Source organism: Salmonella sp. SAL04214 (genome assembly GCF_046550615.1).
GTDB classification, from domain to species: domain Bacteria; phylum Pseudomonadota; class Gammaproteobacteria; order Enterobacterales; family Enterobacteriaceae; genus Salmonella; species Salmonella enterica.
In genome coordinates this window covers 1-16038 of sequence record NZ_JBGDXT010000014.1, presented here as the reverse complement: position 1 = coordinate 16038, position 16038 = coordinate 1, and the positions used below count along the sequence as shown (strand labels likewise).

At 53.7% G+C, this 16038-nt stretch carries 12 protein-coding genes and 1 riboswitch; of the genes, 8 read left to right on the top strand and 4 right to left on the bottom strand.

Annotated elements, in window-relative coordinates:
* Window positions 1-195: 195 nt before the first annotated feature.
* Window positions 196-2847 (bottom strand): phosphoenolpyruvate carboxylase, encoded by a 2652-nt coding sequence (gene ppc / locus ACLJQD_RS20040; protein ID WP_001005548.1) that lies wholly within the window; start codon window positions 2845-2847, stop codon window positions 196-198.
* A gap of 391 nt (window positions 2848-3238) precedes the next feature.
* A complete protein-coding gene (gene argE, locus ACLJQD_RS20035) occupies window positions 3239-4390 on the bottom strand; it encodes an acetylornithine deacetylase (RefSeq protein WP_000800208.1) in 1152 nt (383 codons plus the stop codon).
* Window positions 4391-4478: 88 nt separating this feature from the next.
* Here argE and argC point away from each other — a divergent pair, with 88 nt between their 5' ends.
* The 4 genes from argC (at window position 4479) to oxyR (ending at window position 8962) form a co-directional block, all read left to right on the top strand.
* Window positions 4479-5483 (top strand): N-acetyl-gamma-glutamyl-phosphate reductase, encoded by a 1005-nt coding sequence (gene argC, locus ACLJQD_RS20030; protein ID WP_017441856.1) that lies wholly within the window; start codon window positions 4479-4481, stop codon window positions 5481-5483.
* Between the two features lie 7 nt (window positions 5484-5490).
* The gene (gene argB / locus ACLJQD_RS20025) at window positions 5491-6267 is read left to right on the top strand and encodes an acetylglutamate kinase (protein ID WP_001575262.1); all 777 of its coding nucleotides are present in this window, start codon (window positions 5491-5493) and stop codon (window positions 6265-6267) included.
* Between the two features lie 117 nt (window positions 6268-6384).
* The gene (gene argH, locus ACLJQD_RS20020; protein WP_017441855.1) at window positions 6385-7761 is read left to right on the top strand and encodes an argininosuccinate lyase; all 1377 of its coding nucleotides are present in this window, start codon (window positions 6385-6387) and stop codon (window positions 7759-7761) included.
* A 283-nt stretch (window positions 7762-8044) separates the two neighbouring features.
* Window positions 8045-8962 (top strand): DNA-binding transcriptional regulator OxyR, encoded by a 918-nt coding sequence (gene oxyR, locus ACLJQD_RS20015; protein ID WP_001025919.1) that lies wholly within the window; start codon window positions 8045-8047, stop codon window positions 8960-8962.
* Here oxyR and sthA read toward each other — a convergent pair.
* Complete coding sequence (sthA, locus tag ACLJQD_RS20010; protein ID WP_001120791.1) at window positions 8945-10345, bottom strand: Si-specific NAD(P)(+) transhydrogenase; 1401 nt, start codon at window positions 10343-10345, stop codon at window positions 8945-8947. The two genes, oxyR and sthA, sit on opposite strands and share 18 nt — an antisense overlap.
* A 198-nt stretch (window positions 10346-10543) precedes the next feature.
* Here sthA and fabR point away from each other — a divergent pair, with 198 nt between their 5' ends.
* Window positions 10544-11179 (top strand): HTH-type transcriptional repressor FabR, encoded by a 636-nt coding sequence (gene fabR / locus ACLJQD_RS20005; protein ID WP_000971958.1) that lies wholly within the window; start codon window positions 10544-10546, stop codon window positions 11177-11179.
* A gap of 15 nt (window positions 11180-11194) precedes the next feature.
* Window positions 11195-11554, top strand: coding sequence for a YijD family membrane protein (locus ACLJQD_RS20000; RefSeq protein WP_000813834.1), 360 nt, complete (start codon window positions 11195-11197; stop codon window positions 11552-11554).
* Window positions 11555-11600: 46 nt separating this feature from the next.
* Here ACLJQD_RS20000 and trmA read toward each other — a convergent pair whose 3' ends face one another.
* The gene (gene trmA, locus ACLJQD_RS19995; RefSeq protein WP_017441854.1) at window positions 11601-12701 is read right to left on the bottom strand and encodes a tRNA (uridine(54)-C5)-methyltransferase TrmA; all 1101 of its coding nucleotides are present in this window, start codon (window positions 12699-12701) and stop codon (window positions 11601-11603) included.
* A gap of 114 nt (window positions 12702-12815) precedes the next feature.
* Window positions 12816-13009, top strand: a riboswitch (cobalamin riboswitch).
* A gap of 65 nt (window positions 13010-13074) precedes the next feature.
* On the opposite strand from trmA, the gene btuB reads away from it, so the two are divergent.
* Window positions 13075-14931, top strand: coding sequence for a TonB-dependent vitamin B12 receptor BtuB (btuB, locus tag ACLJQD_RS19990; protein WP_000591415.1), 1857 nt, complete (start codon window positions 13075-13077; stop codon window positions 14929-14931).
* Complete coding sequence (murI, locus tag ACLJQD_RS19985) at window positions 14876-15727, top strand: glutamate racemase (RefSeq protein WP_000201804.1); 852 nt, start codon at window positions 14876-14878, stop codon at window positions 15725-15727. The genes btuB and murI overlap by 56 nt, the downstream gene beginning before the upstream one ends.
* The last annotated feature ends 311 nt before the right edge of the window (window positions 15728-16038 follow it).

Genomic DNA, 16038 nt, shown 5'->3' with positions numbered 1-16038 from the left:
TTAATCGTAGCGCCAAACGTAACGCCTGAACCTTAAAAGAATCTGAAGCAAACCTGCTTTATGCCGCACGTTTTGCTAAGAAAGATTTACAAATGCATAAAATGCAGACAGGAATATATTGAAAAAATGACGAGGATGACAGCAGTATTTCATGCCGCCCCCACATAACTGCGTGAGGGCGGCTTTCTTTTGGCGTTAGCCGGTGTTGCGCATACCGGCGGCGACGCCCGCAATCGTGACCATCAACGCCTGTTCGACGCGAGGATCGGGCGATTTGCCCTGCTCTTCAGTCAGACGGGAACGATACAGCAACTCGGCCTGCAACACGTTTAATGGATCGGTATAAACGTTTCTTAACTGAATGGACTCCGCAATCCACGGTAAGTCGGCCATCAGGTGCGAATCGTTGGCAATCGCCAGCACCACTTTAATGTCTTCTTCCAGCAGGTCTCGTAGCTCTTTGCCCAGCGGCCATAGCGTTTTCGCCACCAGACGCTGATCGTAATAGTCGGCCAGCCACAGGTCGGCTTTTGAGAACACCATTTCCAGCATCCCAAGACGCGTGGAGAAGAACGGCCAGTCGCGGCACATGGCTTCCAGTTCGCTTTGTTTACCGTCTTCCACCACTTTTTGCAGCGCAGTACCCGCGCCCAGCCAGGCTGGCAGCATCAGGCGGTTTTGCGTCCAGGCGAAGATCCACGGAATCGCGCGCAGCGATTCGACGCCGCCAGTTGGACGACGTTTCGCCGGACGTGAGCCGAGCGGCAATTTGCCCAGCTCTTGCTCCGGCGTCGCGGAGCGGAAGTACGGTACAAAGTCTTTATTTTCGCGCACGTAGCCGCGGTAGGTTTCACAGGAGATGACGGAAAGCTCATCCATAATATGACGCCAGCTGTCTTTCGGTTCCGGCGGCGGCAGCAGGTTTGCTTCCAGAATTGCGCTGGTGTAGAGCGAGAGGCTGCTGACGGTGACTTCCGGCAGGCCGTATTTGAAGCGGATCATCTCGCCCTGCTCGGTCACGCGCAGGCCGCCTTTCAGACTGCCTGGCGGTTGCGAAAGCAGCGCCGCGTGGGCTGGCGCGCCGCCACGGCCAATAGAGCCGCCGCGGCCGTGGAAGAGGGTGAGCTCGATGCCCGCTTTTTCACAAGTTTTGATCAGGGCGTCCTGCGCCTGATACTGCGCCCATGACGCGGCCATGACGCCGGCGTCTTTTGCCGAGTCGGAGTAGCCGATCATGACCATCTGCTTACCCTGAATCAGCCCGCGATACCAGTCGATATTCAACAACTGGGTCATCACGTCGTCGGCGTTGTTCAGGTCGTCGAGGGTTTCAAACAGCGGCGCGACCGGCATGGCAAAGCCGATACCAGCCTCTTTCAGCAGCAGATGCACAGCCAGCACATCAGACGGCGTTTTCGCCATTGAAATCACGTAGGCGGCGATCGACCCCTTTGGCGCTTCGGCAATAACCTTGCAGGTTTCAAGCACTTCGCGGGTATCGTTGCTCGGCTCCCAGTTACGCGGCAGTAGCGGACGTTTGGAGTTCAGCTCGCGGATCAGGAAGGCCTGCTTGTCGGCTTCCGACCAGCTTTCGTAGTCGCCAATACCAAGGTAGCGGGTAATTTCGCCCAGCGCTTCGGTATGGCGGGTGCTCTCCTGACGGATATCAATACGCACCAGCGGTACGCCGAAACACTTCACGCGGCGGAGCGTGTCGAGTAACTCGCCGTTGGCGATAATGCCCATGCCGCAGGCCTGTAACGACTGGTAGCAGGCGTACAGAGGTTCCCAGAGCTGCTCGTTTTGCGTCAGCAGGCCAGCCGGTTTGGGCAGCTTCTCGCCTTTCAGACGCGCTTCCAGCCAGGACTGGGTCGCCATCAGACGGGCGCGCAATTTTTTCATCAGATAGCGATACGGCTCAGACGCGCCTTCTTCGCCCACTAACGCCAGCAGCTCCGGCGTGGCGTCGACCATCGACAGTTCTGATACCAGAACATGAATGTCTTTCAGGAACAGATCGGTGGCTTTCCAGCGGCTTAACAAGAGCACGTGGCGGGTGATATCCGCCGTCACGTTCGGGTTGCCGTCACGGTCGCCGCCCATCCAGGAGGTAAAACGTACCGGCACAAAATCCACCGGCAATTTGTAGCCGAGATTTTCTTCCAGCTGTTCGTTCAGTTCACGCAGATAGTTAGGTACGCCCTGCCACAGGCTGTTCTCAACCACGGCGAAGCCCCATTTGGCTTCATCCACCGGGCTTGGGCGCTGCTTGCGGATCTCATCCGTATGCCAGGATTGGGCAATCAACTGGCGCAGGCGACGCATCACCTGGTGACGTTCGTAGTCGGCGATATCGGTATTATCAAGCTGTTTCAGACAGTTATTGATTTCACCCATCTTGTGAATAAGCGTACGGCGGGTAATTTCTGTCGGATGGGCGGTTAGCACCAACTCCAAAGACAGCGACTCTACCGCTTTTTTGATGGTTGCGTCGTTGAGGTCCGGTTGGTTTTTCAGTTTACGCAGAGTGCGGGCAATCACTTCCGGGTTGCTGGCGGCTTCGCCTTTTGGCGAAATGCTGTGGTATTGCTCGGCAGTATTGGCCAGGTTCAGGAACTGACTAAACGCGCGCGCAACTGGCAGCAGCTCGTCATTAGACAAATTTTGTAGCGTGGTGAGCAGCTCCTGGCGATTAGCTTCATTGCCGGCGCGTGAAGATTTGGATAGCTTACGGATTGTTTCTACGCGATCAAGAATGTGTTCTCCCAGCGCATCCTTGATGGTTTCTCCCAGCACCTTGCCGAGCATACTGACATTACTACGCAACGCGGAATATTGTTCGTTCATATGATCCCAGACACCCCATCTCTGTTGTAATTGTCCTGCATCTTTCACGCTGCGGCGGCGTTGGCTGCGCTCTCCCACCCAGGTCACTTACTTATGTAAGCTCCCTGGGATGTGCTCGTTTGCCGTCTTGCCGCAACGCGAAATCTTTCGGACCAAGCTTTTTCACATCACTTCTCATCTTTATAAAGCCACGTAAAACCCGTGGCGTCAATTACTGCGAAATCGGTTCAGCAAACGAAAAAATGGCGGTAATTTATTAAAGTTAATTCGCATCGTGCCAAATAAGAAATGCTTATGAACATGTGGCGTAGAGATGCCGGATGGCGCTGCGCTTATCCGGCCTACAAGACGGGGTAGGCCCGGTAAACATCGCGTCACCGGGCAATATGCATTAATGCCAGCAAAAATGATGTACTACCTGGGTAATCAATTCCCGGGTTGGCTTAATAAAACGCGTTTCGAGATATTCATCCGGCTGATGCGCCTGATTAATTGAGCCCGGACCAAGCACCAGCGTTGGGCATAATGTCTGCATAAACGGCGCTTCAGTACAGTAGTTCACCACGTCGGTTTTCGTTCCCAACAGTTTTTCTACTACTTCAACCAGTTGGTGGTCCGGTGGACACTCATAACCTGGAATCGGCGGATGTAATTCCGCCACCGTCAGGCGGCCCGGCCAGCGTTCGCTTACCGGGGCCAGCGCGTCGTTAAGCAGTCCATTAAGGTCGTTTAACGTCATGCCCGGCAGTGGACGAATATCCATATGCAATTCGCAGCAGGCGCAGATACGGTTTGAGGCATCGCCGCCGTGAATATGGCCCAGATTCAGCGTTGGATACGGAACGGTAAACGCCTCGTAGTGATACCGCGCTTTCAGCGAGTCACGCAGTTGCATGATATGGCCAATCGCATCGTGCATCAGTTCAATGGCGTTAACCCCACGCGCCGGGTCGCTGGAATGACCGGACTGCCCCAGGACGCGAACGACATTAGAGATATGCCCTTTGTGCGCGCGTATCGGTTGCAACGACGTCGGTTCGCCAATGATCGCGCAGTCCGGACGTAATGCCGTGGTTTCGGAAAAATAACGCGCCCCCGCCATGCTGGTCTCTTCATCGGCGGTCGCCAGAATGTAGAGCGGCTTTTTCAACTTTGTGACGTCAACGTCACGTAGCGCGTCCAGAATAAAAGCGAAGAAGCCTTTCATATCCGCAGTGCCCAGGCCATAGAGCTTATTGTCGTGCTCGGTCAGCGTGAACGGGTCGCGCGTCCAGCGTCCGTCATCAAAGGGAACCGTGTCGGTATGGCCGGTCAGCAGCAAACCGCCCGCGCCATGTCCGGTGCTGGCGAGCATATTAAATTTGTTTCGCGTTCCTGGAACCGGTTGAACCTCTACGTTGAAACCAAGATCGCTGAACCAGCCTGCAAGCAAAGTGATTAAAGACGCATTACTTTGATCCAGGGATTCTTCGGTTGCGCTTATCGACGGTGTGGCAATCAGAGCGCGGTAAATCTCGATAAATGGCGGTAAAACGTTTTTCATTGTTGACACACCTCAGGTCATGATAGTATCAATATTCATGCATTAATTATGAATAAAAATACATTAACGTTGAGCATAAAGGAACCCGATGTTGAATACGCTGATTGTAGGCGCTAGCGGTTATGCGGGCGCAGAGCTTGTAAGCTACGTAAATCGCCACCCACATATGACCATAACCGCTTTGACCGTCTCAGCGCAAAGCAATGATGCAGGAAAGTTAATTTCTGATTTACATCCGCAGTTAAAAGGGATTGTCGACCTGCCATTGCAACCGATGTCGGATGTACGTGACTTTAGCGCAGATGTTGATGTGGTGTTCCTGGCGACAGCGCATGAAGTGAGCCACGATCTGGCGCCGCAGTTTTTACAGGCCGGATGCGTCGTATTCGATCTTTCCGGCGCGTTTCGGGTAAACGATCGCGCCTTCTATGAAAAGTACTACGGATTTACTCATCAGTATCCTGAGCTGCTGGAGCAGGCGGTGTATGGTCTGGCGGAGTGGAATGCCGATAAACTGAACACGGCGAATCTGATTGCGGTTCCTGGTTGCTATCCAACCGCAGCGCAGTTGTCGCTAAAACCGCTGATTGACGGCGGGCTTCTGGATCTGACGCAGTGGCCGGTAATTAATGCCACCAGCGGGGTGAGCGGCGCGGGGCGCAAAGCGGCAATATCGAACAGTTTCTGTGAAGTGAGTTTGCAACCGTATGGCGTGTTTACGCATCGTCATCAGCCGGAAATCGCCGTCCATCTGGGCGCGGAGGTCATCTTCACCCCGCATCTGGGGAATTTCCCGCGCGGGATTCTGGAAACCATTACCTGCCGCCTGAAAGCGGGAGTAACCCATGCGCAGATCGCCGACGTGTTGCAAAAAGCCTATGGCGACAAACCGCTGGTGCGCCTGTATGACAAAGGCGTTCCGGCGTTAAAGAACGTCGTCGGGCTGCCGTTCTGCGATATTGGTTTTGCCGTCCAGGGCGAACATCTGATTGTGGTGGCAACCGAAGACAACTTGTTGAAAGGCGCAGCGGCGCAGGCGGTGCAGTGCGCTAATATTCGTTTTGGCTTCGCTGAAACGCAGTCTCTTATTTAAGGGTGAAATGATGAATCCATTAATTATCAAGCTGGGTGGCGTATTACTGGATAGCGAAGAGGCTCTGGAACGTCTTTTTACCGCGCTGGTCAACTATCGTGAGTCCCATCAGCGTCCGCTGGTGATTGTTCACGGCGGCGGTTGCGTGGTGGATGAGCTGATGAAAGGGCTTAATTTGCCAGTGAAAAAGAAAGACGGCCTGCGCGTGACGCCTGCCGATCAGATTGGCATCATTACCGGCGCGCTGGCGGGAACCGCTAACAAAACTCTGCTGGCCTGGGCGAAGAAACACCATATCGCCTCTGTTGGTCTGTTTCTGGGCGATGGCGACAGCGTAAACGTGACCCAACTCGATGAAGCGTTAGGCCACGTCGGGCTGGCGCAGCCGGGGTCGCCGAAGCTGATTAACATGCTGCTGGAAAACGGCTTTCTGCCGGTGGTCAGCTCCATTGGCGTAACAGACGACGGCCAACTGATGAACGTCAACGCCGATCAGGCGGCAACCGCGCTGGCGGCGACGCTGGGGGCCGATCTGATCCTGCTTTCCGACGTGAGCGGTATTCTGGACGGCAAAGGCCAGCGTATCGCCGAAATGACGGCGTCCAAAGCCGAGCAGCTTATCGACCAGGGCATTATTACCGACGGGATGATTGTGAAAGTGAATGCGGCCCTCGATGCTGCGCGGGCGCTGGGTCGCCCTGTGGATATCGCTTCCTGGCGTCATGCGGAGCAACTGCCGGCGCTGTTTAACGGCACGCCGATTGGCACGCGTATTCTGGCTTAACTATTTGTTCGCCCGATGGCGGCTGCGCCTTATCGGGCCTGCGTGAACAGAAATTGTAGGCCGGATAAGCGTAGCGCCATCCGGCAGTGAAATTCGAAGAATTTAAGGAAGTCTATTATGGCACTTTGGGGTGGGCGTTTTACACAGGCGGCAGACCAGCGGTTTAAACAATTCAATGATTCGTTGCGCTTCGATTACCGTCTGGCGGAGCAGGATATTGTCGGTTCTGTGGCCTGGTCCAAAGCATTGGTCACGGTAGGCGTACTGACTGCCGATGAGCAACGACAGTTGGAAGAAGCGCTGAACGTATTGCTGGAAGAGGTTCGCGCGAATCCGCAGCAAATCCTGCAAAGCGATGCGGAAGATATCCATAGCTGGGTGGAAGGTAAGCTCATCGACAAAGTGGGTCAGTTGGGTAAAAAGCTGCACACCGGGCGCAGCCGTAACGATCAAGTGGCGACGGACCTGAAACTGTGGTGCAAAGAGACGGTGAGGGAACTGCTTACCGCTAACCGCCAGTTACAGAGCGCGCTGGTGGAAACCGCGCAGGCGAACCAGGACGCGGTAATGCCGGGATATACCCATCTGCAACGCGCGCAGCCAGTGACTTTCGCCCACTGGTGTCTCGCGTATGTCGAAATGCTGGCGCGCGATGAAAGCCGCCTGCAGGACACGCTTAAACGTCTGGACGTGAGTCCGCTAGGTTGCGGCGCGTTGGCGGGAACGGCCTATGAAATTGACCGTGAACAATTGGCAGGCTGGCTGGGCTTTACGTCTGCGACCCGCAATAGCCTGGACAGCGTGTCCGATCGTGACCACGTACTGGAACTGCTTTCTGATGCGGCTATCGGCATGGTGCATCTGTCACGCTTCGCGGAAGATCTGATTTTCTTTAATTCTGGTGAAGCGGGTTTTGTAGAGCTTTCTGACCGCGTGACTTCCGGTTCATCGTTAATGCCGCAGAAGAAAAACCCGGACGCGCTGGAGCTGATTCGCGGTAAGTGCGGTCGCGTACAAGGGGCGCTAACCGGCATGATGATGACCTTAAAAGGTCTGCCGCTGGCGTATAACAAAGATATGCAGGAAGACAAAGAAGGGCTGTTCGATGCGCTCGATACCTGGCTTGACTGCCTGCATATGGCGGCGTTGGTGCTGGACGGTATTCAGGTGAAACGCCCACGTTGTCAGGACGCGGCGCAACAGGGGTATGCCAACGCCACGGAGCTGGCGGATTACCTGGTCGCGAAAGGCGTGCCGTTCCGCGAAGCGCACCATATTGTCGGCGAAGCGGTGGTAGAAGCCATTCGCCAGGGTAAGCCGCTGGAAGCGTTGCCGCTGGCCGATTTACAGAAATTCAGCCACGTGATTGGCGACGATGTGTATCCGATGTTGTCTTTGCAGTCGTGTCTGGATAAACGGGCGGCAAAAGGCGGCGTTTCTCCGCAGCAGGTGGCGCAGGCCATCGACGATGCCAGGGCGCGCCTCGCGTTGTAGGCCTTATAAGCGTAACGCTATCAGGTAATACTGCCCGGCCGAGCATCAGCGACGCCGGGCTTTTTTACGCAAAAAAAAGCGGACCAGAGGTCCGCAAAAGTTCACGTTGGCTTTAGTTATTTCGGGTTCGAGAGATACCCTCTAAACGGGCGGTGTCTTCAAGGGTTAAACGAGAAACCGCTCCGTTCTGTGATGTATTATTAATCAGAAAGGTTGATAGGGATAATCGTTCGTTGCTATGCTACCTATCGCCATGAACTATCGTGGCGACGGAGGATGAATAATGAATATTCGTGATCTTGAATATCTGGTGGCGTTAGCCGAACATCGCCATTTCCGGCGAGCGGCGGACTCCTGTCACGTCAGCCAGCCAACCCTTAGTGGGCAAATACGTAAGCTGGAAGATGAGCTGGGCGTTATGCTGCTGGAGCGTACGAGCCGTAAAGTGCTGTTTACCCAGGCGGGCTTACTGCTGGTGGATCAGGCGCGTACCGTACTGCGTGAGGTCAAGGTGCTCAAGGAGATGGCAAGCCAACAAGGCGAGACGATGTCCGGCCCGCTGCATATTGGTTTAATCCCAACAATTGGTCCCTATTTGCTGCCGCTTATCATTCCAATGTTGCACCAGACTTTCCCGAAGCTGGAGATGTATCTGCATGAGGCGCAAACGCATCAGCTGTTAGCGCAACTCGATAGCGGCAAGCTTGACTGCGCTATTCTGGCGCTGGTGAAAGAGAGCGAGGCGTTTATCGAAGTGCCGCTGTTTGATGAGCCCATGATGCTGGCTATTTATGAGGATCATCCGTGGGCGAATCGCGATCGCGTGCCGATGTCCGACCTGGCGGGCGAGAAATTGCTGATGCTGGAAGATGGCCACTGTCTGCGCGATCAGGCGATGGGGTTCTGTTTTGAAGCGGGAGCGGATGAAGATACCCATTTCCGGGCGACCAGTCTGGAAACGCTGCGCAACATGGTGGCGGCGGGCAGTGGTATTACACTACTCCCCGCGCTGGCCGTACCGCAGGAGCGTAAGCGCGACGGCGTGGTTTATCTGCCATGCATTAAGCCGGAGCCGCGTCGTACCGTGGGGCTGGTTTATCGCCCGGGATCGCCGCTGCGTAGCCGTTATGAGCAACTGGCTGAGGCCATCCGTGGCGCAATGGATGGCCATTTCGACAAGGCGTTAAAACAGGCGGTTTAAGCCGTTCAACGCCGCAACCCGATAAGCTTCCGCCATGGTTGGGTAGTTAAAGGTGGTGTTAACGAAGTATTCGATAGTGTTACCGCCACCTTTCTGCTCCATGATCGCCTGGCCGATATGAATAATTTCGGCGGCGCGTTCGCCAAAGCAGTGAATCCCCAGAATTTCTTTGGTTTCGCGGTGGAAGAGAATTTTTAGCGTGCCGACGTTCATGCCGACGATTTGCGCTCGCGCCAGATGCTTAAACTGCGCGCGGCCCACTTCGTAAGGCACTTTCATTGCCGTTAACTGCTGCTCGGTTTTGCCGACAGAACTGATTTCCGGAATGGTATAAATCCCGGTGGGGATATCTTCGATAAGATGCGCGGTCGCTTCGCCTTTCACCAGCGCCTGCGCTGCAATACGCCCCTGATCGTAGGCGGCGGAGGCCAGACTGGGATAGCCAATCACGTCGCCCACCGCATAGACGTGCGGCAGGGCGGTCTGGTACATACTGTTGACTTTGAGCTGTCCACGGCTGTCTGTTTCCAGACCAATATTCTCCAGCGCCAGCGAATCGGTGTTACCGGTACGGCCATTAGCATAGAGCAGGCAGTCAGCCTTCAGTTTTTTGCCGGATTTCAGGTGCATGATGACGCCATCATCGCAGCCTTCGATTTTCTCATACTCTTCATTGTGGCGAATCACCACGCCGCTATTCCAGAAATGGTAAGAGAGAGAGTCGGACATCTCCTGATCGAGAAAGGCCAGCAGGCGATCGCGGGTGTTGATCAGATCCACTTTCACATCCATACCGCGGAAGATGGACGCATATTCGCAGCCGATAACGCCAGCGCCGTAAATAATAACGTGGCGCGGTTCATGGTGGAGACTCAGGATTGAGTCGCTGTCATAAATGCGCGGATGCGAGAAATCCACATCACTGGGATGGTAAGGACGCGAACCACAGGCAATAACAAATTTTTCTGCCGTCAGGGTTTCAACCGTGCCGTCATGGCATTCCAGCGCCAGGGTATGTTCGTCAATAAAATGGGCGTTGCCCTGCAAGATTTCACAGTGGTTACGCTCATAAAACCCCTGACGCATACGCGTTTGTTGATTAATCACGTTATCGGCATGATTAAGGATATCGGCGAAAGAAGAACGAAGAAGACGGGAGTGGTCGCTATAGAGCGGGTTTTGATTAAATTCAATAATGCGGCTGACGGCGTGGCGAAGGGCTTTGGATGGAATGGTGCCCCAGTGGGTACATCCGCCGCCAACGTTATGATAACGCTCAATCACCGCGACGCGTGCTCCTTGCTTAACCAGACCCATTGCAGCGCCTTCACCGCCGGGGCCTGACCCTATGACGACTGCATCATAATCCCAGGAATGTGGCATGGTATTACTCACCTGTTTTTATACATAAAATAAACACGATGATAACATTTGCCCGGCTTTAACCCAATTATCGTTGTGCTTTTTTGCGAAGCCGGAGCACAAACTGTCTGTAAACAATCATTCACAATCCAGTGTGAACCCGTTACTTTTATTCTCTGGTATAGTGCCGAATAAGGCATATGGAAGGATTCAGACATTGTGATGGGTGTTAGAGCGCAACAAAAAGAAAAAACCCGGCGTTCGCTGGTGGAAGCCGCATTCAGCCAACTGAGCGCTGAGCGGAGTTTCGCCAGCCTGAGTTTGCGTGAGGTGGCGCGTGAAGCGGGCATCGCGCCAACGTCGTTTTACCGTCATTTTCGCGATGTCGATGAACTCGGTCTGACGATGGTGGATGAAAGCGGTCTGATGCTGCGTCAGTTGATGCGTCAGGCGCGACAGCGCATCGCGAAAGGCGGCAGCGTCATTCGCACGTCGGTCTCCACATTTATGGAGTTTATCGGCAACAACCCCAACGCCTTCCGTCTGTTGTTGCGCGAGCGTTCCGGCACTTCCGCGGCGTTTCGTGCCGCCGTCGCGCGGGAGATTCAGCATTTTATTGCGGAACTTGCCGACTATCTGGAACTCGAAAACCATATGCCGCGCGCGTTTACTGAAGCCCAGGCCGAAGCGATGGTGACTATTGTCTTTAGCGCGGGCGCAGAGGCGTTGGACATCGGCGCTGAACAGCGTCGGCAATTAGAAGAGCGGCTGGTATTGCAACTGCGCATGATTGCGAAAGGGGCGTATTACTGGTATCGCCGTGAGCAAGAGAAAATAGCACATCATTCCGAATAACGTGAAGGACGAGTAATGAAACAGTCAGGTCAAGATAAAGGTACGCTGTTGCTGGCGCTCATCGCTGGCTTATCGATTAACGGCACATTCGCGGCGCTGTTTAGCGCTATTGTGCCGTTCTCCGTATTCCCGATTATCTCGCTGGTGCTGACGGTATATTGCCTGCATCAGCGCTACCAAAATCGTACTATGCCGGTAGGTTTGCCGGGGTTGGCCGCCGCCTGTTTCATTCTTGGCGTTTTACTGTATAGCACCGTCGTGCGTGCAGAATATCCGGATATTGGCTCTAATTTCTTCCCGGCGGTGCTGTCGGTGATTCTGGTATTCTGGATTGGCTTTAAACTGCGTAACCGCAAGCAGGACACCGCGGAATAGTGTGCGAATGCCGGATGGCGGTATAACCGGCCATCCGACGTACATTTTACCTTGCGGTGAGTAATACCCCGCATTCCATATGATGCGTATACGGGAACTGATCGAATAGCGCCAGGCGAGACACCGTGTGCGTCTGGCTTAACGTTTCCAGGTTTTTGCACAACGTTTCCGGATTGCAGGAAATGTACAGAATACGTGGATAAGCCTGCACCATTTTTTCCGTTTCGCTGTCCAGACCGCTGCGCGGCGGATCGACAAAAATGGTTTCGCACTGATAGCGCTTCAGGTCGATCCCCTGCAGGCGGTTAAACTCACGAACGCCGTTCATCGCCTGGGTAAACTCTTCCGCCGCCATGCGAATAATTTGCACATTATCAATATGATTAGCGGCAATATTGTACTGTGCGGCAGCGACGGACGGTTTGGCGATTTCGGTTGCCAGCACGCGGTTAAAATTGCGCGCCAGCGCTAAAGAAAAATTGCCGTTGCCGCAATACAACTCAAGCAGATCGCCTTTTGAGTCTTTCGTCACCTCCAGCGCCCACTCTAACATCTGAATATTCATGGCGGCGTTTGGCTGCGTAAAGCTGTTTTCGACCTGGCGGTAGATCATCTCTTTACCTGCCACAGGCAGACGCTCATCAATATAATCCTGATCCAATTCGATTTTGGTTTTAGTGGCCCGGCCAATCAGGTGTACGTTCAGACCTTGCGCGCGTAAAGCATCGCGTAACGCAGTGGCGGCTTCACGCCACTCTTCGTCCAGCTTCTTATGGTACAGCAACGACACTACCGCCTGGTTGCTCAAGGTCGTGAGATAATCGATCTGGAACAGCTTATGCCGCAGTGCATGATTATCGCGCACGCCGGCAATCATCGCCTTCATTAAGGTATTAATCAGTTGGCTGGCCGCCGGGAAGGTGCCAACGCGAATCCGGCTTTTGGTCTGCTGATCAAACATAATGTGGTACAGGTCATCGCCGTCATGCCACAGGCGAAATTCCGCACGCATACGATAGTGACTGACCGGCGAGCGAAATACTTCCGGAACCAGGTCAGAAAACGGCGCCATCATACTCTGCAAGCGCGCCACTTTTTCGGCCAGCTGCGCCTCATACTGTTCTGTCGGAAGATGTTCGGGGGTCATATCGCATCCTGAATAATAAAAGTACGCGGGGATTGTAGGGATTGCTCAGTGGATGTCCAGCTATTGATGATTTCTGATTTGTGATGCGCGGTCTGGACAGGGTGTTGTGACAGACGGTAGCATCCGTGGGCCGGTCCTGTGAGTTAATAGGGAATCCAGTGAAAATCTGGAGCTGACGCGCAGCGGTAAGGAAAGGTGAGATGAGAGCGTAAGCAGACACTGCCTCCGGCGGGAAGTCATCATTTCTGCTATCCAGCCAACGGATAACCCTCCAAGCCCGAAGACCTGCCGGCTAACGTCGCATCTGGTTTTTCATCATCGCGTACTATCGATGAAGCCTGCGGCATCCTTCTTATATTGTGGATGCTTTACAATGATTAAAAAAGCTACGCTGCTGACGGCGTTCTCCGTCACGGCCTTTTCCGCTTGGGCGCAGGACACTAGCCCGGATACCCTGGTTGTCACCGCCAACCGTTTTCAGCAGCCTGTAAACTCTGTTTTGGCGCCAACCGATGTCGTCACCCGCGAGGATATTCAGCGCTGGCAGTCAAAAGATCTTAATGACGTAATGCGCCGTCTTCCTGGTGTGGATATTTCACAGAGTGGCGGAATGGGGAAGAGTTCCTCGCTGTATGTTCGTGGCACCGAATCGCGGCATGTCCTGGTACTGATTGATGGTGTGCCGATGGCGCGGGCGGGCATTAGTAACGCGATTGATATTGGTCAGCTTCCGGTGTCGTTAGTGCAGCGCATTGAATACATTCGCGGACCGCGTTCAGCGGTGTACGGTTCTGGCGCGATTGGCGGCGTCGTCAATATTATTACGATGAGCAATGACGAGAAATCACAGATCAACGCCGGTATGGGATCGGATGGCTACCAGACCTATGATGGGATTATGAATAAACGGTTTGGCGATACGATTGTAACTGCTGCCGGGGCGTATGAGACGACCAGGGGTTTTAACATTCAGCCTGACTCTCCCTATAACGGGGACAGTGACCGGGACGGCTACCGCAATAAGTTGTTCTGGGGAGGCGTACAGCATAAGTTTAACGATAACGTCTCCGGTTTCTTTCGCGGCTATGGTTATACGGCGAATAGCGATTACGATCAGGGTTCATATGGTTATGTTGGCGGCAATGATGAGGCCCAGAATTACACCCAATCTTGGGATGCTGGCCTGCAATACAGTTCTGGCATCTATTCTTCTCAGCTGATCGCCAATTATCAACATATTAAAGATTACAACTACAGTAACGATCTTGGTCGGTATGCGGGGGATGCCTCGCTGGATAACATGGAGCAGCGTTATATTCAATGGGGTAATAGTGTTGAAGTTGGGCACGGAGCGGTTAGCGGTGGGGCTGACTGGAAACAGGAAAAACTGACCTCCAGTAGTACAACGAAGGCCGATACTTACAAACGTGATACCACCGGGCTCTATCTGACCGGACAGCAACAAATCGATAGTGTCACGTTGGAAGCTTCTGGCCGTGAAGATCATGATGAGCAGTTCGGCTGGCATGGGACATGGCAGACCGCAACGGGCTGGGAGTTTGTTGATGGTTATCGGGCAACTCTCTCCTATGGTACGGGGTTCCTGGCACCGTCCCTTGGGCAGCAATATGGCGCGACGCGTTTTGCATCTTCTTATGGGCCTGGTATTGCCGCTAACCCAAACCTAAAGCCGGAAGAATCCAGGCAGTGGGAGGCCGGCATTGATGGGCTGACCGGACCGCTGGATTGGCGCCTTTCTGCATATCATTATAAGGTTCAAAACCTGATCGATTATAAAGATAATCAATACGTTAATCTGAAGTCGGCCACCATTAAAGGTCTGGAGTGGACCGGAAATATCACCACTGGCCCGGTAGATCACCACCTGACGCTGCAATACGTCGATCCGCGTGATGATGAAACCAATAAGGTTCTCTATCGCCGTGCTAAGCAGCAGGTAAAGTATGAGCTGACCGGACAGATTTTTGAACTCGGCTGGAATGTGATGTATCAGTACCTCGGCGAACGTTACGATAAAGACTACGACAATAATAGAGATGTAAAAATGGGCGGCTTGAGCTTGTGGGATATTGGAGTTTCATATCCGGTCACCTCACATCTGACAGTTCGTGGTAAAATAGCCAACCTGTTCGACAAAGATTACGAGACAGTTTATGGCTACCAAACTGCAGGACGAGAATACACCTTGTCTGGCAGCTACACCTTCTGAACCACGTCCCACCGTGCTGGTATTTGATTCCGGCGTCGGTGGATTGTCGGTCTATGATGAGATTCGGCGGCTCCTGCCGGATCTCCACTATATATATGCTTTCGATAACGTGGCTTTCCCCTACGGGGAAAAGAGTGAAACGTTTATCGTCGAGCGCGTTGTCGAGATTGTGACTGCGGTACAGCAGCGCTATCCCCTTTCACTGGCGGTGATTGCCTGCAATACCGCCAGTACGGTCTCACTTCCCGCATTACGTGAAAAGTTTGCCTTCCCGGTGGTGGGCGTTGTGCCTGCGATTAAACCAGCGGCGCGGCTGACCGCCAATGGCGTCGTCGGGCTACTGGCGACGAGAGCGACGGTCAAACGTCCTTATACTCACGAGCTGATTGCGCGCTTCGCTAATGAATGTCAGATAGCCATGTTGGGGTCGGCAGAACTGGTGGAACTGGCGGAAGCGAAATTACATGGCGACTCGGTCTCGCTGGAAGAGCTGCGCCGCATATTACGCCCATGGCTACGAATGCCGGAGCCGCCTGACACGGTCGTTCTGGGGTGTACGCATTTCCCTCTATTACGGGACGAGCTTTTGCAAGTCCTGCCCGAAGGGACGCGGTTAGTGGATTCCGGCGCGGCGATAGCGCGTCGTACAGCCTGGCTGTTGGAACATGAAGCGCCGGATGCGAAATCAACCGATGCCAATATTGCTTATTGCATGGCAATGACGCCAGGAGCTGAACAATTATTACCCGTTTTACAGCGTTATGGCTTTGAAACGCTCGAAAAACTGGCGGTTTAATGGCGTTTTGGGTAAATACCAGGCACTTGAGAAATTATTTTAAATTTCCTCTTGTCAGGCAGAAATAACTCCCTATAATGCGCCACCACTGACACGGAACAACGGCACACAGGCCGCCGGGTCAGCGGGGTTCAGACCAGAACCTCACGGAGAAAAGCGAAAATAAACGCTTGACTCTGAAGCGGGAAAGCGTAATATGCACACCCCGCGCCGCTGAGAAAAAGCGAAGCGGCACTGCTCTTTAACAATTTATCAGACAATCTGTGTGGGCACTCGAAGATACGGATTCTTGACGTCGCAAGACGAAAAAT

Bases quoted from the DNA above. Each gene is read 5' to 3' on its own strand.
- ppc (WP_001005548.1), bottom strand. From the start codon at position 2,847: ATGAACGAACAATATTCCGCGTTGCGTAGTAATGTCAGTATGCTCGGC.
- argE (WP_000800208.1), bottom strand. From the start codon at position 4,390: ATGAAAAACGTTTTACCGCCATTTATCGAGATTTACCGCGCTCTGATT.
- argC (WP_017441856.1), top strand. From the start codon at position 4,479: ATGTTGAATACGCTGATTGTAGGCGCTAGCGGTTATGCGGGCGCAGAG.
- argB (WP_001575262.1), top strand. From the start codon at position 5,491: ATGATGAATCCATTAATTATCAAGCTGGGTGGCGTATTACTGGATAGC.
- argH (WP_017441855.1), top strand. From the start codon at position 6,385: ATGGCACTTTGGGGTGGGCGTTTTACACAGGCGGCAGACCAGCGGTTT.
- oxyR (WP_001025919.1), top strand. From the start codon at position 8,045: ATGAATATTCGTGATCTTGAATATCTGGTGGCGTTAGCCGAACATCGC.
- sthA (WP_001120791.1), bottom strand. From the start codon at position 10,345: ATGCCACATTCCTGGGATTATGATGCAGTCGTCATAGGGTCAGGCCCC.
- ACLJQD_RS20000 (WP_000813834.1), top strand. From the start codon at position 11,195: ATGAAACAGTCAGGTCAAGATAAAGGTACGCTGTTGCTGGCGCTCATC.
- trmA (WP_017441854.1), bottom strand. From the start codon at position 12,701: ATGACCCCCGAACATCTTCCGACAGAACAGTATGAGGCGCAGCTGGCC.
- btuB (WP_000591415.1), top strand. From the start codon at position 13,075: ATGATTAAAAAAGCTACGCTGCTGACGGCGTTCTCCGTCACGGCCTTT.
- murI (WP_000201804.1), top strand. From the start codon at position 14,876: ATGGCTACCAAACTGCAGGACGAGAATACACCTTGTCTGGCAGCTACA.